Source organism: Agaribacter marinus (assembly GCF_030160655.1).
Taxonomy (GTDB): Bacteria; Pseudomonadota; Gammaproteobacteria; order Enterobacterales; family Alteromonadaceae; genus Glaciecola; species Glaciecola marina.
Window position 1 is genome coordinate 1,279,734 of sequence record NZ_BSOT01000005.1, and the last position, 19,177, is coordinate 1,298,910.

The window sequence follows — 19,177 nt, forward strand, 5'->3', positions numbered from 1 at the left end:
TGGTTTGGCGTCAAGTGCTAATCATGCACGAGTTTTTGTCACTTTCCATTCATGATCATGCCAAAACAGGCAAGCTCTAGTGTTCTCTTTATCTGATGTATAGGATTGTTTATTAAGTTTTACAGATACGCCAGGATAAAGTGTTTGCGTTGCAATGACTTTTACCTCGTCTTTGTAGGCCGACAAGTTATCCATGTTATCTTGTTCAACAGTTTGTAGCCATTGCAACAACTCGCGCTCTTCTTCCAATGCTTGTTCCAAGGTCTTCACTTTTTGTTGAACTTCTGCACTATGCACTCTATTTTTAAATTGTGCGTACTGAATTTCATGATCGGCATTCGTCTTTGCAAGCTCTTTTCGCATCTCTCGCAGGCCTTCTAAACGCTGGCTTATTTTATTAAAACCTTCCGAAAAATCGATATCCAATTTACTGCCAGATACAGCACCAACACTACCTGCTTCAATAGCACTATAAGCGTTAATAACACAGCCAAATATGCTGCCATTTGGTTTATCACCTCTGCCAACAAAAATTTTACTAAAGCAAGTAATATCGCTATGCGCAATTTGTTTCATGACACGGACTTCGCCACATGCTTCTATATTAACGCCTTGCGCATGCGCGACAGCAACGTCGCCTTTTGCGATTAGTTTGCAGCTTTTTCCGCCGTCAGGTTTTCCTAATACTCCCTGCGTAATGACAATATCACCTTGCGCGATAATTGTGGCAGATTCTACAAAACCGTTAATAGTCACATCACCACTGGCGGTTATTTTCATATTTTCAGTAACATCACCATTCACGATAACCGCGCCATCAAAATCTACATTACCCGTCCTTACATTTACCCCTTTTGATACAAAGGTGTCGTCAACGGCCATTACGCCTTCTGCAAACTTAGGCAGACCATCGATACAAGCAACCACTAGGCGCTTATTCATTTTGTCGAAAGTCGTATTCGCACCTAGTTTAAGCTCAAGGTCATCCCCAGGCTCTGGTTTTATAGGCATATTTGTGACGGTAAAACCAGAGCGTCCAGGGGATGGTGGCAATACCTCCGCAACAGGTTCGCCCTTTTTCACACAAATGATTTCGCCGAGATCGCGCATGTCAACTTTGTCATCTTCGGTTTTTTTAGGCTGTAATACTCTTTCGAGGGCATTTTCTACGAGTGGTTTAATCCGGGAGTTTCGCCCCTTGCGAGGAGGTAGGCCTTTGGCTATCACTTCTTTATGTATCCGACCGGGCGCTAGCTTGTCTGCTTTTTCGACTAAGGCGCTTATGCGCTTTGAACTCCAACCTCGAATAACACCATTGGTAGCTAGTGCTTGCTGAAAATTTGCTAATTTAAGCGGCTTCCCTGAATATGCGCCAACAACAATGACACTTGCCTCCATTGCGTCGTTGCTTACCTGAACTTTGACTTCTGCATCTTTGATTTCTGCAACAGTTGCAGTAAAGGGCGCAGTTTTACCCGCACCAGACGCATTTTTTGCCATGACAACTAAACTATTGATGGCATCTTCTTTTATGTAATATTTGCTAAATTCAGATTTTAGAATGGCTTTTTTGACAAGTTCGGCTTCTAGCGTTGCGTCACAATCACCGGGACTCACGGTGGCTATAACTGTATTATTTTCTTCCAAAAAAGAGAACTCTACACCATTCATCGTAAGCCTATAGTTGCGGTTAAATAAAAACGTTAGTACGTAATAGGCATATCGGCAGACAACGTATTTTTTATACTAAAGTTTTACACCCTATTGCTCGAGCTTACTTCTGGCTTACAGGAATAGCGTGTTCAGTAGCTTTCTCAATCACGACAGGAACAGATTTAGATGTCGGTGTAAAAGACTCACAACCGACACTATCAAACGCCACTAACGGATTTAGTTCAGGATAATAACCGGCAACATTTCCCCTTGGAATATCATAAAAATGCACGGTAAACCCAACTAGTTTGCGTTCCTGTTTATCTTCCCATATAGACGTAATGTTAATACTATCCATATCTTGTAAGCCAAGTTTTTTACCATCCTTTGGATGCATGAATAAAACCTCTCTGTCTCCCTTAACGCCTCGATAGCGATCATCCATGCCATAGATAGTCGTATTATATTGATCGTGAGAACGCATCGTTTGCAAGGTAAAAATGGGGACTTTCTTTTCTTGAAGTAAGGCCTCGGTCTCATCAGAAAACAAAGATAACGGCAAGGTAGCATTAGAGAAGTTCGCGCGCCGGTTGGCTGTATTCCATTGCAGTTCTGCAGCTGAATTAGCTAAATGAAATCCTCCTGGTTGAGATAACTTTTCATTAAAATTGGCAAAGCCATCAATCGTATTCGCAATTAAATCACGAATACCGTCGTAATCAGATGCTAATTCAAGCCAATTGACAGGTTTGTTGCCTAGCGTTGAAAAAGCAATATTTGCCACGATCGCTGTTTCAGACATACACATCGCAGATATAGGTGGCGTATTGCCAGCCGAGGCGTGCACCATGCTAAAGGTATCTTCAACAGTAATATTTTGCTTACCAGCGCTTTGCTCGTCAACTTCTGTCCGACCTAAGCAGGGCAAAATTAGGGCGTCGTCTTCGACTAATAAGTGCGTTCGATTCAGTTTAGTGCTGATTTGTACATTTAGCTCAGCATTGCTTATCGCCTGATGTGTAAATTTGGTATCAGGCGCAGCAGCAGCTAAGTTACCGCCTAACGCGATAAGCACCTTACTTTCTTTATTGTCCAACGCTTTGAGCGCAGAAAAAACATTGTGTCCACTTTCTTGTGGCATCGCATGGTCGAAAAACTGACTAAACTTATCTAACATACCTTTGTTGGGCTTCTCGTTGATGCCCATTGTACGATTGCCTTGCACATTGCTATGCCCCCGTACCGGACACAAACCGGCGCCAGCTTGACCTAATTGCCCAGTCAATAAGTGTATATTGCTTATTTCACGAATAGTTGCCACAGAATGTTTATGTTGTGTCAGTCCCATTGCCCATGTCGTTATTACACGTTTACTGTGCGCAAATACATTTGCGGCCTGCATAATTTGGGCTTGATCAATGCCTGACTGTTCGACAATATTCACCCAAGGGGTTTGTTTTACTTCACGGGCGTAATCTTCGAAACCTTGAGTGTGCGTCTGAATAAAATCAGCACTAATACTATTTGGGTAACGCTCAAAAATGGTTTTTGCAATACCACGAATGAACGCCATATCACCACCCAGTTTTGGCATTAAATATAGGTGGCTGATATCCACTGATTTTGACGTCAGCAATTCCATAGGGCTTTGTGGGCTGGCAAATTTTTCAAGTGCCACTTCACGTAAATTGTTAACGGTGACAATTTTACACCCACCCTTCACAGCTTTTCTCAGGGCATTCATCATACGAGGGTGATTTGTTCCAGGATTTTGTCCAAAGACAAATATTGCGTCTGCAACATAAAAATCATCTAGTACGACGGTGCCTTTCCCAACACCGACGGATTGTGAAAGCGCGATTCCACTCGCTTCGTGGCACATATTGGAACAATCAGGAAAATTATTTGTGCCAAAGCAACGACCAAATAACTGATACAAATACGATGCCTCGTTACTTGCTCGACCAGAAGTATAAAACTCAACTTCATTCGGAGATGTAAGAGAATTAAGCTTGTCTGCGATAAGCTGAAAAGCATCATGCCAGGATATTTCTTCATAGTGACCAGATGTTTTTGAGTATCGCATTGGGTGTGTAATTCTGCCCTGATATTCAAGCCAATAATCACTCTGTTTCTTCAGCTTTTTTACGCTGAATTTCTTAAAAAATGCTGGTCCAACGGTTTGTTCCGTCGATTCCCATGCAATCGCTTTTGCACCATTCTCGCAAAAATGCAACATACCTTCACGGCTGTCTCCCCAGGCACACCCCGGGCAATCAAAGCCACCAGCCTTATTGACTCTAAGTAAGTTTTTAATATTACTTTTTACGCGTTTACTTTGTACCAACTGTTTAAACGTCGATGTAACAGAGGGCATCCCCCCGGCTTTATTAGGCTTGTTATCTTTAGTATTTTTATTTAAAGCCGAGTCATTATTTTTCATTTCCATTCTCTTTTTGCTTATTCGCCTGTCAACTCATCCATAGATACGTGGTTGATCGGTCTTTGGAATATGGATAAGCCGAACACCGTATTGGCTTGCCATCTCTAAGGCTAACGTACTGGGTGATGCTAAACTAATGAGCGTTGCCACGCCATAGCGCACAACCTTATGCACTAACTCAGCGCCACACCGACTTGTAATGAGTATTGCGCCAGTCGATACGTCTGTTTGACGTTGTCGTAGCAAACCGATCAGTTTATCTAAGGCGTTGTGTCGGCCGATATCTTCTTGGCAGTATAACACTCTATACATGTCGTCTAACCAAAACGCCGCATGCATTGCACCACTCAATTGTGCTTTGTCTTGAAATTCGTCTAGTCGTGACCTAAGCCCATGTAAACTATGGTTAATTTGATGACCGGATTTTGCAGGTACAGTGGTTTTGTTTGAAGATATGTGAGTGTTAACGGCCATCACAGAAGAAAGCGTCGGAAAAACCTGTTCTAAGGCCTGCGTGCCACAAATACCGCATCCACCGGCCCCCTTAAGTGCTCGAACACGAAGTTGAAGTCGTTGAACACAGCGATTCGCCAATTCACATTCCACAGTAACCCCTAGCTTACTGGTTTTTACATCAATACCATGAATGTCATGAATATTGTCTACAATGCCTTCAGTAAACAAAAACCCATGCACAAAATTTTCGAAGTCATGGGGACTTAGCATCATCACTGCAAAGCTAATACCGTTAATTTCTATGGCTGTGGGTACTTCTTCAGCTAAGGTAATGTTTGCGGCAGTATTTATCGCATTATCTTTTTGCATGTGAGTTGAACGTTCGGATTTTCGCACAAATAATCAGATCCAATTAAGAGTATTCGCTACAGCAGCGACTTTATCTGGATATGTTAACCGATACTGGCACATTCGTTAACGCAATATTCCTCACTACCCACATTAAACACAATCAACGACTTCATTATGTGTAATGCTATGAATTGAAAATAACCATGTGATATCCTGTACACAAGAAATGGGCACTGCGAATAAGACCTTGCTAGGACCCAAACGGTATAAGGAGAAGTAAATGATACATTCAGACTCAAACGTTATTGTCGTCGATTGGGGAACCACCAACTTTCGTGCATTCTTACTCGATGGGGCTAACTCATTAATTGATAGCGTCGAAGCAAACGTTGGCCTGTTGTCAGTTACAGATGGTAATTTTGCTAGCGCGCTTGAATCTGTGCTTAAAAAATGGCTGCCTGAATATATGAATTTCCCAATAGTATTTGCTGGCATGGTCGGCTCCGCTAAAGGTTGGCATAACGTTGACTATATTCCGAGTCCTGCAAGTGCATCTGACTTAAGTAAGGAATTATTTGTATTCAATCTTCCATGGGAGCAAATGGCCGCTATTGTGCCAGGAGTTTGCCATACGTCTGCCGTGGGAAAAGACGTTATGCGTGGCGAAGAAATTCAGATATTTGGTTTATCCCAAGTATTAAGTAGTGATAATTTTGACGCGGTATTCCCTGGTACTCACAGTAAACATGTAACGTACCAAAACAATAGAATTGTACAATTTGGCACATACATGACGGGTGAAATATTTTCATTGTTAGTCGACCACAGTATATTAGGAAAAGGGATAGAATCATCTGCAACATTCAAAGAAGCCGCTTTTTTAAAAGGCGCAGATGATGCGCTGGATGGTCAGCTAAGCAATAGATTATTTTTAGCTCGCACGCACATGTTGTTCAATAGTATATCCAATGATGAAGTGGCGGATTACTTATCAGGGATGTTGATTGCTCATGAACTACAATCCAAAATTGGCAAAAACCTAGTATTCGTTGGTTCAGAAAATTTGAATCGTCGATATGAAATCGCAAGTCATCACCTAGATATTCAATCTACTAGTGTTGATGGCAATGCTTGTTTTGTCGCCGGCATAAGCGAAATTGTGAATCAATTGCGTCAAAAAGGATCTACATCGTTAGTCTAAAAAAAACGCCAACTACTCGTTGGCGTTTTTGCATTTTTACAAACGCTAAATGTTACTTAATAGGGAACGAGTAAACTACATCGTGCGCAGTTAAAAATAGTGTTTTCTCGTCAGCTGACAACGCGCAATTTGCGGTTGCCTTACCAGTCAAAATTCTTGCAAGCAACTTTCCTTCAGGTGTAAATACCCAAACGCCACCTGGCCCCGTACCAAAAATAGTACCGTTTGAATGTACAGCCATGCCATCGGGGTAGCCCGGTTGTTCTGTTTTCTTTTTATAATCTAATGCGTCATACAAGACTTGCTTGTTACTCGCATTTCCATCTTTATCTAAATCAAAGGAATACCAACGAGGCATTTTGTTATCAGATACACCAACATACATTTTTTTGTTGTCTGGCGATAAGCCAATACCATTAGGAAACTTGATAGAGTCGTCGATTAGCCTTGTTTTCCCATTTGGCGACGTCGCGTAAATTCCCATGACATCCAATTCACGATTTGGGCTATCAGCGCCTCCTGTCAAACCATAAGGAGGGTCGGTAAAATAAAGATCACCATTTTGATGATAAACAGCGTCATTTGGACTATTAAAACGCTTTCCATCAATCTCACCAGCTAAGGTAATGAACGTCGATTTCGGCGCAGACAAGGGCGCATCCATCACTGCAACACGACGGTCACCTTGCTGTAATAAGACTAAACGACCTTTATCGTCAAGAAGTAAGCCATTTGAGCCCTGTTTAGAGTCATGAGGCTCTATGCCAGTTGCACCAGAAGGCTCTAGAAAAACCGACAAACCGTCTTTATCACTATATTTTAATACTTGATTATTCGGGATATCTGAAAACAAAAGATAACCGCCATCTTCAACCCACAAAGGGCCTTCAGTCCATTTAAACCCATCAGCTAGTTGCGTCAACTTACTGTCAGCAGAGATAATAGACAACGCTTGGTCATCCAAAATTTCCACTTGCGGATTAGCGCATGCTGCTATTGATGTAAACATCGCCAAACCAGCGATTGAATTTAGTAGTGTCTTTAGTTTCATATTTTTTGTCTATTGTTGTGTTGTTTGTTTTACGAGTCTCATAAAATCACGCACAAATTCTGTGTGTGCAATTTTATCACTCTCATCTTTAACTGCGCGGCACAATTGACTTCCAATACCAATACCTGCCATGCCAATTGATAGCCACTCTACGACGTTTTCTTTGCTAATACCACCAACAGCCATAAGCGGCACATTATTAAACGGCCCCATAATACCCTTGCAGTAGTTAAGCCCAATGTCACCCGCAGGGAAAAGTTTTACGATATCCGCGCCAATTTCTACTGCAAGGTTAATTTCAGTCGGCGTAAGGGCACCCATTAATACCGGGATACCAGCCTTGTGCGCGATAAGCACAACTTCTTCATTCACATTTGGCGTAACCAAGAACTGCGCACCAGCAGCAACGGCAACATTAGCTTTATCGGCATTTGTCACCGTGCCGGCGCCAACTAAGATATTGGGGTATCGCTCACGCGCGTTTTTTATTTCTTCAGCATAACCCGGTGTATTAGACGTGATTTCTAAACACCCCATGCCACCATCAACTAAACACTGCAAGCAATCAGCTACCTCACCTTGTTCTTTTAAGCGAACGATACCGACAACACGTTCATGTAAAATTTTATCTAATATTGCTTGTCTAGTTAACACCTTGCCTCTCACTTTGATATTTAACAATTAATCCAGTTTTACTTCTTCTATTTTTCCAATTAAGAACAAATAAGAGCACATGCCCGCAGCCGCTAATGCACAAATAAAGACTAAGGCTGGTTTAAAATCGCCATCGCTGACCAAGAATCCAATAATAACCGGCACTGATACTGCCGACAGAGCGCCAATAAAGTTCATTGCACCACCAACAAGTCCTAAGTAACGCTTTGGCGAGAGCAAAGAAACAAATATCCACGCAATCGACGCTAAACCGTTTCCGAAAAAGGCAATGGATAAAAAGGTAACAATCCAAAAAGTATCCTCGGTATAATTCGCACCAATAATACTCGTTGTTAGTAGCATACCTAAGATAATCGGCGCTTTTCTCGCAACCTCTTTTGAAACGCCCCATCTGCGCGTTAAGGCGTCAGAAAAGAAACCAGACACTAACACGCCACAAAACGCAGCTAAGAATGGAATTGACGCAAGAAAGCCTGATTTAATAAAATCTAAACCACGGTATTCTACCAAGTATGTCGGGAACCAAGTTAAGAAAAACATCAGTACGCCACCTAGACAAAACTGACCTATGTATACACCCCATAGTTTTTTTACACCAAAGACTTTCACAACATCCTTCACTGTAAACTTAGTATCTTCGACTACCGCTATGCTAGCCTCTTTACCGTCAGATTTATCTTTTGCCGCTTGAGCCATTGCTTCTTTAGTATCTTGAGGATCACGGTAAAAAATATACCAAATAACAGCCCAAACAATACCTACCAACCCAGAAATGATAAATAACCCGCGCCAGCCGTAGTATTCTTGGATAATAGCCAATACGGGGAATAAAAAGGCCAAACCAATAAACTGCCCAGAGGTATAAACGGCAATAGCGCCTGCACGCTCATCTTCATTAAACCATTGCGTGACGACCTTATTGTTACAAGGAAAAGACGGCGCTTCGAAGACTCCGATTGCCATTCGACAGCCTATTAAGGCTGCAAATGAACTTACAAAGCCTTGAACAATTGTCGCAATAGACCATGCGGTAAGAATGAAAGGATACAAAATACGGATTTTGATTAAATCTACGGTTATACCGCCTGGGATTTGGAAAATAGAGTAAGTCCAACCAAATGCAGAAAATATCAAGCCCATCTGCACAGTAGAAAGTTCTAGTTCATCGCTAAGTGCTGTTGCCGCCACTGAAATATTTGTGCGGTCCATGTAATTGATAACAACGGTGATAAAAACCATTGCTAAAATGCCATAACGACCTTTTTTAGCCACTTCTTGCTGTGTGGTTTGGCCTGACTCCTGCGTCGAATTATCGGCGTCTTGCATAACTCTACTCTCTTATTTTTATTTATCTGCTTACCAGTTTGTATAGCTACCGTCATCTTTATGCAAACGAGGCGCTTCCCAAAACTTGAAAGACTGTTCTTTCACTAACTCTTCATTAATGTCAATTCCTAATCCAGGTGTAGACAATACATTGAGCATGTTATTTTCTATCACTGGACTATTAATGAAGTAACGGTCGTAATCGCCGTTATTGTCGGTATATTCAAGAATTTCTAACCAAGACAAGTTATTGATTGCGGCACAGAAATGAATAGATGCAGCTGTACATAGCGGACTCAAGGGATTGTGGGGCATCATATCAATGTAATGTGCTTCACACATGGCGGCTATTTTCATGGACTCAGTAAAGCCCCCAGCGTTACACACATCAATCCGTGCAAAATTGGTTAAGTTAGATTCAACAAAAGGTGCAAAATGCCATTTACTTGTAAATTCTTCGCCAATAGCGAAAGGCACGTTCGTCATTTGACGCAACATTTTATAGGCTTCTGGCGATTCTGCGCGAATAGGCTCTTCAATAAAGTCTAAAGTGCCCGGGTTGAGCTTTTCCATAAATGATACGGTTTCTGGTAATGACAAACGATGATGATAATCTATACCAAGTATCACATCAGATCCCAACTCTTCACGGATACTATTTAGACTATCCGCCGCTACAGCAATCGTTTCTCGAGGCTCGTATCGAGTAGATTTTGTTGGGTTGCCATGCTCGCCGGTTGTCAAGCGAATGCACTGCCAACCTTCTTTATACAAACGAATAACGTCATCAACCACTGCCTGACCATGGGGTTTTATACTTGTCGCAAATAAAGGAATTTGATCTCGCTGTTTACCGCCTAGTAACTGATAAACTGGTACACCCAATGCCTTCCCTTTTATATCGTATAAAGCGACGTCAATTGCTGCAATAGCAGCACTTAGCACACGGCCACCTTCAAAATACTGACTACGATACATTTCTTGCCAAATACCGCCGATGTTTGTCGCGTCTTGGCCAATTAAAAACTCTCTGAAATGTTCAACTGCCCCCATGACCGCTCGTTCGCGGCTGGACAGTCCTGACTCACCCCATCCGTAGATCCCTTCATCGGTTTCTACTTTTACAACACATACATTTCTAAAACCCGCCCAAAACGCATAGGCTTTTACGTCCGTTATTTTCACTTGTTATCCGCCGTGTTTCGTAAACAACGCTAATTTTGTAATATAAATACGCCTTGCGCTGCTTGAACCATTTTTGTATGAGGCACGTTAAAATAAATAACACTGCACTCGACTTCGGTTTTATTTTCACTCGTTAGAGTAGTTAATGCAAATCTATAACACATTGAAAAAATCATATTACACATAATTTAAAAAAATTAATACAACGGATTTTAACAAAACGTTTGACTTGTTACATATAATCCAATTACTGTTTGTATATTGTTAACAAAACATTGATAACAATCAACGCTTTTAGCTATAATTGTCATTGAATAACGCAATGTTAAGTGGCAATACAAAAACAGAAACGCGACGCGTATATAAATAAAGACCTTACAAACAATGCCTTATGAATGAGTAAACACAGTATTCACTACTAATAGTCACACAACAAAGCCCAGAAAATAGGAATTATGGAAAATGTTTTACAAAATATCTAAGTTATCTCTAAGCGTTGGACTTATATGTGGTAGCGCGCTTTTTTTGAGCGCATGCCAAAATGAGACTGGGTCGAATACTCAGCGTCAAAATGACAGCGAGAATGCAGCAATAGCTGTTTATGATGAGGCACTCACAGATCTCATTTCATTTACCGAAAGCGGCACTAAACATGACGTAACGTTGGATGGCGTAACGACAAGTTTTCAAGGCGCATCGAATAAAATGCAAGTCACATTTTCTAAAGATACTAGTATTCCTACAATGAGTATCACGCCAGATACCCCATGGGATTTATCGGCCTTACCGGCTCACAACATTGCATTGGACGTGAAAAATTTAAGCAATGGCTCTGCGCACCTATATATGGCGCTTGTTAATCCAAAAGGCAAAAATCAACGACGCTCATTAAGTATTCCTAAAGGCTTCGAAGGTACTATATTTGTGCCACTTACCGGAAAAGAAGCTGAGACTGAAACAGGCTTTTGGGGAGATGCCCCGGTTTGGCCTGACGCTGGTACGATGATGGTGTGGCGATCTTGGCGAAGTGAACAAGTTGATTTATCAAAAATCGCGAAAATTAACTTTTTCATGATTGGCACTTTAGAAGACAAAATCATAGAATTAAATAACGTTCGGATTAGAAAAAACCCACCGTCTGATCCAAATTGGATGAAAGGTATCGTAGACAAATTTGGGCAGAATGCACAGCGTGAATTCCCTGGAAAAGTCCAATCTGAAGAACATCTAAAGCAACTAGCTAATGAAGAGCTGGCGGCTTTAGCTGCATCAAAAGGCCCTGAAAACAGATCGCGTTTTGGCGGTTATACTAAAGGACCACAGTTAGAGGCAACTGGCTATTTCCGTACCGAAAAAGTCGATGGTAAATGGTGGATGGTTGACCCTGAGGGTTATATATTTTTCTCTCATGGCCCGGCAAATGTCCGTATGGCAAACATGACTACGCTAACAGGCGTAGATTATGACGCACCAGAGATAAGAGAACGCCGAGCCGAAGAAGTCACGCCGGAAGATTCAATGGGTATCATTAAGATACCTAATAATATAAAAGAACAGAAGTACACTATTTCCCCACTTCGCAATGGCATGTTTGAATGGTTGCCGGATTACAATGATCCTCTAGCAGAACACTATAGTTACCGACGCTCTACGCATAAAGGGGCTATTCCATATGGCGAGACCTATAGTTTCTACCGAGCAAATTTAGACAGACGTTACGGCAACGATGGCAATGAATCATTCCTTCGAAAATGGGAAGAAGTCACCATTGATCGCATGCATGATTGGGGGTTCACCTCATTTGGTAACTGGGTAGATCCGGCATTCTATGCTGCAAAACAAGTACCCTACTTCGCAAATGGGTGGATCATTGGTGACTTTAAAACACTATCTGGCTACAAAAACCATTGGGGCTTAATGCCTGACCCATTCGATCCAGTATTTGCTGAACGAGCACAACATACCATTGATGTGCTAAAGAGAAAGGTAAAAGGTTCACCTTGGTGCGCTGGTATATTCATTGACAACGAAAAGAGTTGGGGCGAACGCACTGGTACAGTGCCTCAACGCTACGGTGTTATTTTGGATGCACTATCCAAATCTGCAGAAGAAAGCCCAGCGAAAGCCGCCTTTAGTCAACGCTTAAAAGACAAATATACCAATATTGATGCATTAAATGCCGCTTGGAATACATCTTTAGCTAGCTGGTCATCATTAGAATCAGGTGTCGAATTCACTGAATTTTCCGACGCCTTAGTCGCCGATTTATCAAGCCTACTTGAAGCACTAGGTGAACAATACTTTGTCGTTGTGCACAACACCTTGGAGGAAGCACTACCAAATCACTTGTACATGGGCGCTAGAATGGCAAATTGGGGCATGCCTGACGAAATTATAAAGGCATCATTAAAGTATTCTGATGTGCTTAGCTTCAATATTTATGAAGAAGGCGTGCAAGCGCATGCGTGGGATTTCCTAGAAAAGGTTGATTTACCGACAGTAATTGGCGAGTTCCACATTGGCACTGCCACTGACTCTGGTCTATTTAACCCAGGTATCGTGCATGCATCAGACCAAAAAGATCGCGCGTTGATGTATAAAGAATACATGGCAAGTGTGCTTTCAAAGCCTTATATGGTCGGTGCGCATTGGTTCCAGTATGCTGATGAACCTATTACTGGCCGTGCATTTGATGGCGAAAATGCAAACATTGGCTTTGTAAATGTTGCTGATGTCCCCTACCCAGAGCTAATTAACGCGGTAAAAGACGTCACCTATAACATGTATGAAACACGCCTTGAAGACAAATAAAAGCTAAGTTGTAATTCGCGTCGGCCGTATTGATTGTGGCCGGCAGACTTAAAACATGTCCATGTTTGCGTCAGTCATAAAAGTTTCCAAAAACGTAGCGCTAAAAGGAAACAGGTGCGAACATTGGCTTTTACTGACTAACGCAATCAAACCCGTGTCTGGGCTTTCAGAAGCAGCAACTTCGATATGTTGAACCAACGGCTCTTCTAATAAAATGGCGCTAAACGCCACTAATGGTACTAAGAATGGCTTGTTCATATTTTACCTCATTGAATATATTCAATGAGGTAAGTGACACGTAAAGCAAATACCTCCCACTATACGTTATGCATGGAGCAGTGCGCTGTAATTAACGATGCAGACTACTTTGGTAATTTTTTTGCTTCAATATCAGCAAAAAATTGCAGGGATTTTGCAACATGCTCATGCCAATACTCCCAGGCATGTTCACCGGGGAAGCTATCAAATGAAAATGAAACGCCTGTTTTTTCCAATTTATCTACTAAGGTTAAATTTGCATCAAAGAGTACATCATCTTTACCGCAATCAATACGCAATGGCGGTAATTGTTCTTTTTGTGCACACAAAGTATCAAAAACGTCGCCATTAAACTCATCACTGTTATTTCTCATCGGCTCAAGTGTTTTTTCACAGACAAAGTGAACAAAATCATCTAACTTAGTAATTGAAGAGTGCGCAGAGATGCCAGAGAAAACACTGGGATACTTTGCACCTAATCTCATTGCACCATAGCCTCCCATCGAAAGCCCCGTGATATATTTACTTGATCTAGAAGAACACTGTGGCTGAGTTTGAATTACAGCATCGACAACGTCTTCTACAACCCATTTCTCATAGTTGGCGTTTTCTAAAGGCAAATAGCCACTGCCTTCTTGGTGTCCCCCATCTGACGGCATTACTAAAATACATTCTGGCAAACCCGCTTTGCGCAGGGTTTCATAGACATCATGTACACCACCTAGCTGACTCCATACCCAGTGACTACCATAAACACCATGCAGTAAGACGACAATAGGTAAATCTTTAGCGTTTGTTTCCTCTCTGTATACAGAAACATCAGCTCTGCCATTTAAGTGACTACTGTATACTGTCAGAGTAACAAAGTTTTTCGGCGAAAAGTTATCACCGGACACTTCTAAACGTTGTACAGCCATTAACGACTCCTTACTTAACTGGGCGTGTTGTTAATCGAAAACGATGACGCCTTTGGCAATTTTGCCCGCTAACATATCATCAAAGCCATCTTGTAAATCTTCCAACTTATAGGTTTTTGATACCAATTCATCGAGCTTTAATTTGCCCGCACCATACAACTGTAAAATGCGATCAAAATCTCGATTTGGATTACATTGCCCGTAAAGTGGATTTATATAAATTTTATCCCACTCAAACAACTCACAGTCAAAATCAATCTTTTGCTCTATACCACTTACTTGCACGGCAGTACCTGCACTGCGTACTAATGCCAGTGGCGCAGAACCGAGCGCTGGCACAGCGGTGCATTCAAACGCATAGTCAGCGCCACGTCCGTCAGTCAGCGCTTTTACTTCAGCAACCATGTGCACTAAGTCAGGGTCATCTTTCTTTGCCAACACTGTATGCGTTGCGCCAAACGTTTTTGCTTGAGCTAAGCGCTCCTCAGACAAGTCAATTGCAATAATTTTTGCAGCGCCTGACACGGCAGCCCCTTGAATAACATTTAGGCCAACTCCACCGCAACCAAGTACAGCCACAGAAGACCCAGCCTGTACCTTTGCCGCGTTAACTGCGGAACCGTATCCAGTCATCACGCCGCAACCAACAATACTTGCACTTGGGAAAGGAATGTCTTGGGTAATTTTGATAACAGCGGACGATTTAACAACCGTATACTCACTCATAGTCCCTAAATGGAATGAACGCTCTAAAGCATCGCCACCATGCTGACAGGCTTTTTGACTTGCATGGCCACATAAGCCTTTACCGGTTACCGGGCTATTTACTTCACATATATGTAAATTACCTTCTTGACATTGAAAGCACTCACCGCAAGGGATTGCCCAATTCAAAATGACCTTATCTCCCGGCACTAAGTCAGTGACTTTGTCGCCAACTTCAACGATTACACCAGCACCTTCATGACCAATAACAAAACGTTTATTCCATGTTTTAATGGAGTCCCAGTCCGTATGGCAAATACCTGATGCTTTTATCTTTACTTTTACTTCGCCTTCAGCAGGTATACCTACATCAACTGTATCGAAGAAAAAACCACCTTTACCATCTGCAATTGCAGCTTTTGCCTTGTGCATGTAGACTCCTCAATCTAATGTTAATTCTGTACTTTGATTAATTGTTGATGAAGCAACCAACGATATATTGCGAACCTTTTAGTATTAAAGACGGTTACGACTTTGAAATACATCATGTTAGTTATCTTCAGCACGATAGTTATTCATGCTTTGTGCACTTTCATCAAGTGCACGAGTTCATATTTTTTGAACGAATTGATGGCACCTACTACTACCATCAAGGGGAATCCGCACTGTCTGATTTTGACGCCGTATACACGCCCGCGATGGAAACCCACAATTTTGAGCTAAGTCCAAGGCCAAAATCTTGGTATATTGTGCAATTCGTGCCTGAACGAATAAACTCACCCGATTTATCTCAATTTCTCGAATTGCTTAAAACTGGCTTACACTTGCAATTTAATGCTGAAACACAAAAACGTATCCACGAATTGCTACCTTGGATGCTGAGTGAATTCAATTCAAACCCTGGCAGCGAAACATGTAAACAGCTACTTAATACATTGATTACATTGGTTTGCGAATATGGTAGAAGCAGCATAAACCCATCTCAAAAACACTTATCGGCATCTGCTACTTTCAAAAAGCTCTCGCCAATTATCGACGAATTCAAAACGCACTCAACGATCAACTATTCACTGGAGCAAGCCGCGCAAACATGCCATTTATCCCCCTCATACTTTTCGAGGGTATTTAAAAAGCATTTTCGTGTTCCCTACTCTGACTACTTAATTCAACACAAACTATACAGCGCCGCACGAACGTTAAGCCAAACAAACGTATCGGTCACTGACATTTCTTACGATCTCAACTTTTCAAGTCCTTCATACTTCATTCGCCAATTTAAACGTCACTTTAACCTCACGCCTCATCAGTACAGACAACAAGCAAGAGAGCAAAGTCATTAGGACGAAACAAAAATACGGGTTATATACTTAAACCAATAGCTCTTTTGATAAGGGAGTACTCGTATCAGCAATCAACTGCTTATTCACACGTAAATCTTTTTTGATTATTTGTGTACCTAATACGTAAGACTTTGTATGGTTAACGGCTTCTACGCACAATAAACGTTCGCCTTGGAAATACCATACTGAAAACTGCCCTTCATCCTCATTACGTACAACTAAATCATCATATCCTTGGGACAATCCAACAATTTGTAGCTTATATTCATATTGATCAGACCAAAACCATGGCACGACGGGTGCAGGCGTCACACCTTTAGTTAAATACTGTGCAGCGCCTTTGGCTTGGTCCACAGCATTCTGTACCGATTCTAATCTAATCCAACGATCGTAAACGGTACTGAAATGCTTGGTACAATCGCCAATCGCAAAAATATCGGGGTCAGAGGTTTGGCAAACACCATTCACTTTAATGCCCTCTTCCACAATCAATCCTGCATTTATGGCTAGTTGTGTATTTAAACGAACCCCCACTCCCACTAGAATGAAATCAGCGAGATATTCTGTTCCGTCACCACATACAACAACTTGTTTATTCCCACGTTGCTTGACCCCAACGACATCTTTAGTGGTTTCAAGAGATATTCCTTTATTGATATGAAGCGTCGACAAAAATTCAGACATCACTGGTGACGTTACTCGAGAGAGAATTTTTTCTTGCTTTTCAATGACGGTAACGTTGGCACCAAGGGACTTAAATGAAGCGGCCGATTCCAAACCAATATAGCCACCACCAATAATCACGACATCTTTATCACTACTTTGGCTCAGCGCAGACTGAATCGCTTTTACGTCAGCGTAGGTACGCATTGCAAAGTATTTACTTTGACTAAGTAAACCCGGAATAGGTGGAATAAAAGGCGAGCAACCTGTAGCAATGACTAGTTTGTCGAATCCAATTATGTCGCCTGCCGCCAATTTAATTTGCTTGTTTTCCCTATCAATGTCGTCAACAGTTTGACCTAAACGTAATTGAATATTGCTGTCAGCATACGCTTTCTCAGCTTTGAGTGGTGTAGGTACGCATTCGGTCGTCTGTAATGTCTTTTTAGATAGTGGCGGACGGTGGTAAGGCAATTCAGGGTCACTATCGACTACCGTGATTGTACCTTGCCAGCCTTGTTGACGAAGATTGAAAGCAAAGTTAACTCCGGCATGACTTGCACCAATAACTACTGCGTTCATCGAAAGTGTCTCTACACCTGATTCAGTACCTTGCATTTAAGTGCCTCGCTTTGTTAACCGGCAACCGTAAAGGTCATACCGTCGATTTCGTCGGATACCGGGATTTGGCAACATAGTCGGCTGTATTCAGTCGCATTGTCATCAAGCTCTAGCATGTCACTTTCGGTTTCAGCAGGCGCCCCCACTTTGTCAAAATCTTCGGGGCTAAGATGAATGTGACAAGTTGCACACGAGCATACACCACCACAATCGCCATCAATGCCATAAACACCATTTTGAACGGCTAGTTCCATTAACGATCCGCTATCACCTTCAACTTCTACGGATTCATTTGCTTGCGTGATAAAAATTACTTTTGCCATCTTTGATATTCCTAATATTAAGCGTTACTTTGCGGTAAAACGTGCTTGCAAACGATTAAAACCTACCTTGCGAGAAAATTCGCCAAGGCGCTCTACGTTTTCATCTGCATCGATTGTATCCAATTGACCAACTTTATCAGCTAAAGATACTACTAATTGACGTAATATTTGGCGCGCATGCGTTGCTCCCAAGCAATTGTGCGTACTAAAACCAAAACTCACATGGGGATTAACCTTTCTGTCAAAATCTACTTTATTTGGCTCTTCAAATGTTTTCTCATCTCTGTTCGCTGATGCCCAGCACAATGAGATACGTGAATCTGCTTTTACAGCATGCTCACAAACCACTGTATCTTGTGTCGCTACTCGCCCCATTTGTGTGAGTGGCGCAAAATAGCGAATAAGTTCTTCAACGGCTCGATTCACGATCTCAGGCTCATCATGAAGTCGTTGTAAATCACTAGCGTTTTCAGAGAAATAAGCAATTGAGTTAGTAATCGCATTAATTACAGTATCTCTGCCACCCGCAAAGGTTAAGATCATGACGCCTTTCACTTCTTCCTTCGTCATTTTCTTACCATCAACTTCTGATGCTAGCAGCACCGAATATAAGTCTTCACCTGGTGACACCATTGCTTTGTCAATTTCAGCATCAATGTAGTCATACAAAATATTTGCTTTGTCACCATCCAAATCACTATCATCACTGCGGAATACGTGAGTCCCCCAATCTATCCAAGTTTGCGCCTTATCCATCGACGTATTTAGCAACAGCGTAAGTGCTTTTGACTGTAAAGGCAGCGCAAATTCTGAGACGACATCCAAGCTATCCGTTTTCAATGCACTATCAATGATGTCATCAATAATCGCTTGAAGCTTTTGCTGGTAACTTTCATCAAGTGGACGTTTAAACCATGGATTGAGTAAATCACGATAACTTTTGTGCTCTGGAGGATCGACTTCAAAAGGTATTTGTCGCGTATCTCGAATAGCGACTTCTGAAGGGATGACGATTCGACCTGGTGCAGCCCCTGACTGAAATGTTGCGGCACTGTGCGCCGCTTTACGCACGTCTTTAAGACGCAATAACATGTCAACCGGGTCTTGTTGGTCGTCCATATAACCGACGCCAGTTTCTGCACGTTTATCTGCAAAAGCATCTGGAAAATCGCTTACTGAAGTCGTTTTTAAAGTCATC

General features: G+C 41.9%; 16 protein-coding genes. 3 read left to right on the plus strand and 13 right to left on the minus strand.

Going from position 1 to position 19,177, the window contains the following annotated elements; translation table 11 throughout:
• Window positions 1-21: 21 nt before the first annotated feature.
• From QQK00_RS07190 to fdhD, 3 genes are all read right to left on the minus strand, one after another.
• Entirely contained in the window at window positions 22-1,671 is a 1,650-nt protein-coding gene (locus QQK00_RS07190; protein WP_284216798.1) for a flagellar assembly protein A, read from the minus strand.
• A gap of 103 nt (window positions 1,672-1,774) precedes the next feature.
• The gene (locus tag QQK00_RS07195; protein WP_284216799.1) at window positions 1,775-4,096 is read right to left on the minus strand and encodes an FdhF/YdeP family oxidoreductase; all 2,322 of its coding nucleotides are present in this window, start codon (window positions 4,094-4,096) and stop codon (window positions 1,775-1,777) included.
• Between the two features lie 33 nt (window positions 4,097-4,129).
• Window positions 4,130-4,921 (minus strand): formate dehydrogenase accessory sulfurtransferase FdhD, encoded by a 792-nt coding sequence (gene fdhD, locus QQK00_RS07200; RefSeq protein ID WP_284216800.1) that lies wholly within the window; start codon window positions 4,919-4,921, stop codon window positions 4,130-4,132.
• Window positions 4,922-5,183: 262 nt separating this feature from the next.
• Here fdhD and QQK00_RS07205 point away from each other — a divergent pair, with 262 nt between their 5' ends.
• On the plus strand, window positions 5,184-6,104 hold the full coding sequence (locus QQK00_RS07205) for a 2-dehydro-3-deoxygalactonokinase (protein WP_284216801.1): 921 nt from the start codon (window positions 5,184-5,186) through the stop codon (window positions 6,102-6,104).
• A gap of 52 nt (window positions 6,105-6,156) precedes the next feature.
• On the opposite strand, the gene QQK00_RS07210 is transcribed toward QQK00_RS07205, so the two are convergent.
• The 4 genes from QQK00_RS07210 to QQK00_RS07225 all read right to left on the minus strand — a co-directional run bounded on the left by QQK00_RS07210 (window position 6,157) and on the right by QQK00_RS07225 (window position 10,341).
• The gene (locus tag QQK00_RS07210; RefSeq protein ID WP_284216802.1) at window positions 6,157-7,155 is read right to left on the minus strand and encodes an SMP-30/gluconolactonase/LRE family protein; all 999 of its coding nucleotides are present in this window, start codon (window positions 7,153-7,155) and stop codon (window positions 6,157-6,159) included.
• 9 nt (window positions 7,156-7,164) lie between these two features.
• On the minus strand, window positions 7,165-7,809 hold the full coding sequence (locus QQK00_RS07215) for a bifunctional 4-hydroxy-2-oxoglutarate aldolase/2-dehydro-3-deoxy-phosphogluconate aldolase (protein WP_284216803.1): 645 nt from the start codon (window positions 7,807-7,809) through the stop codon (window positions 7,165-7,167).
• A 27-nt stretch (window positions 7,810-7,836) separates the two neighbouring features.
• Window positions 7,837-9,069, minus strand: a complete 1,233-nt coding sequence (locus QQK00_RS07220; RefSeq protein WP_431307732.1) for an MFS transporter — start codon at window positions 9,067-9,069, stop codon at window positions 7,837-7,839.
• A 117-nt stretch (window positions 9,070-9,186) separates the two neighbouring features.
• A complete protein-coding gene (locus tag QQK00_RS07225; RefSeq protein ID WP_284216805.1) occupies window positions 9,187-10,341 on the minus strand; it encodes a mandelate racemase/muconate lactonizing enzyme family protein in 1,155 nt (384 codons plus the stop codon).
• 462 nt (window positions 10,342-10,803) lie between these two features.
• Here QQK00_RS07225 and QQK00_RS07230 point away from each other — a divergent pair, with 462 nt between their 5' ends.
• Window positions 10,804-13,152, plus strand: coding sequence for an agarase (locus tag QQK00_RS07230; RefSeq protein ID WP_284216806.1), 2,349 nt, complete (start codon window positions 10,804-10,806; stop codon window positions 13,150-13,152).
• Between the two features lie 48 nt (window positions 13,153-13,200).
• Here QQK00_RS07230 and QQK00_RS07235 read toward each other — a convergent pair whose 3' ends face one another.
• The 3 genes from QQK00_RS07235 to QQK00_RS07245 all read right to left on the minus strand — a co-directional run bounded on the left by QQK00_RS07235 (window position 13,201) and on the right by QQK00_RS07245 (window position 15,464).
• Window positions 13,201-13,410: a hypothetical protein gene (locus QQK00_RS07235; protein WP_284216807.1), complete on the minus strand. Its 210-nt coding sequence runs from the start codon at window positions 13,408-13,410 to the stop codon at window positions 13,201-13,203.
• Between the two features lie 104 nt (window positions 13,411-13,514).
• A complete protein-coding gene (locus QQK00_RS07240) occupies window positions 13,515-14,327 on the minus strand; it encodes an alpha/beta hydrolase (RefSeq protein WP_284216808.1) in 813 nt (270 codons plus the stop codon).
• Window positions 14,328-14,357: 30 nt separating this feature from the next.
• Entirely contained in the window at window positions 14,358-15,464 is a 1,107-nt protein-coding gene (locus QQK00_RS07245; protein ID WP_284216809.1) for a Zn-dependent alcohol dehydrogenase, read from the minus strand.
• Window positions 15,465-15,511: 47 nt separating this feature from the next.
• On the opposite strand from QQK00_RS07245, the gene QQK00_RS07250 reads away from it, so the two are divergent.
• Window positions 15,512-16,372 carry a helix-turn-helix transcriptional regulator gene (locus tag QQK00_RS07250; RefSeq protein ID WP_284216810.1) on the plus strand — a complete coding sequence of 287 codons (861 nt, stop codon included), beginning with the start codon at window positions 15,512-15,514 and terminating at the stop codon, window positions 16,370-16,372.
• A 27-nt stretch (window positions 16,373-16,399) separates the two neighbouring features.
• Here QQK00_RS07250 and QQK00_RS07255 read toward each other — a convergent pair whose 3' ends face one another.
• The 3 genes from QQK00_RS07255 to QQK00_RS07265 are packed head-to-tail and all read right to left on the minus strand — an operon-like array spanning window position 16,400 to window position 19,176.
• On the minus strand, window positions 16,400-17,653 hold the full coding sequence (locus QQK00_RS07255) for an NAD(P)/FAD-dependent oxidoreductase (protein ID WP_284216811.1): 1,254 nt from the start codon (window positions 17,651-17,653) through the stop codon (window positions 16,400-16,402).
• Window positions 17,654-17,670: 17 nt separating this feature from the next.
• On the minus strand, window positions 17,671-17,979 hold the full coding sequence (locus QQK00_RS07260) for a 2Fe-2S iron-sulfur cluster-binding protein (protein WP_284216812.1): 309 nt from the start codon (window positions 17,977-17,979) through the stop codon (window positions 17,671-17,673).
• A 24-nt stretch (window positions 17,980-18,003) separates the two neighbouring features.
• Window positions 18,004-19,176 (minus strand): cytochrome P450, encoded by a 1,173-nt coding sequence (locus QQK00_RS07265; protein WP_284216813.1) that lies wholly within the window; start codon window positions 19,174-19,176, stop codon window positions 18,004-18,006.
• Window position 19,177: the final 1 nt, after the last annotated feature.

Excerpts from the sequence above, each read along its gene's own strand:
- QQK00_RS07210 (WP_284216802.1), bottom strand. The coding sequence starts at position 7,155 with ATGAAACTAAAGACACTACTAAATTCAATCGCTGGTTTGGCGATGTTT.
- QQK00_RS07240 (WP_284216808.1), bottom strand. The coding sequence starts at position 14,327 with ATGGCTGTACAACGTTTAGAAGTGTCCGGTGATAACTTTTCGCCGAAA.
- QQK00_RS07265 (WP_284216813.1), bottom strand. The coding sequence starts at position 19,176 with ATGACTTTAAAAACGACTTCAGTAAGCGATTTTCCAGATGCTTTTGCA.
- QQK00_RS07250 (WP_284216810.1), top strand. The coding sequence starts at position 15,512 with ATGAAGCAACCAACGATATATTGCGAACCTTTTAGTATTAAAGACGGT.
- QQK00_RS07205 (WP_284216801.1), top strand. The coding sequence starts at position 5,184 with ATGATACATTCAGACTCAAACGTTATTGTCGTCGATTGGGGAACCACC.
- QQK00_RS07260 (WP_284216812.1), bottom strand. The coding sequence starts at position 17,979 with ATGGCAAAAGTAATTTTTATCACGCAAGCAAATGAATCCGTAGAAGTT.
- QQK00_RS07195 (WP_284216799.1), bottom strand. The coding sequence starts at position 4,096 with ATGAAAAATAATGACTCGGCTTTAAATAAAAATACTAAAGATAACAAG.
- QQK00_RS07190 (WP_284216798.1), bottom strand. The coding sequence starts at position 1,671 with ATGAATGGTGTAGAGTTCTCTTTTTTGGAAGAAAATAATACAGTTATA.
- QQK00_RS07230 (WP_284216806.1), top strand. The coding sequence starts at position 10,804 with ATGTTTTACAAAATATCTAAGTTATCTCTAAGCGTTGGACTTATATGT.
- QQK00_RS07235 (WP_284216807.1), bottom strand. The coding sequence starts at position 13,410 with ATGAACAAGCCATTCTTAGTACCATTAGTGGCGTTTAGCGCCATTTTA.
- QQK00_RS07220 (WP_431307732.1), bottom strand. The coding sequence starts at position 9,069 with ATGGTTTTTATCACCGTTGTTATCAATTACATGGACCGCACAAATATT.
- QQK00_RS07255 (WP_284216811.1), bottom strand. The coding sequence starts at position 17,653 with ATGCAAGGTACTGAATCAGGTGTAGAGACACTTTCGATGAACGCAGTA.
- fdhD (WP_284216800.1), bottom strand. The coding sequence starts at position 4,921 with ATGCAAAAAGATAATGCGATAAATACTGCCGCAAACATTACCTTAGCT.
- QQK00_RS07245 (WP_284216809.1), bottom strand. The coding sequence starts at position 15,464 with ATGCACAAGGCAAAAGCTGCAATTGCAGATGGTAAAGGTGGTTTTTTC.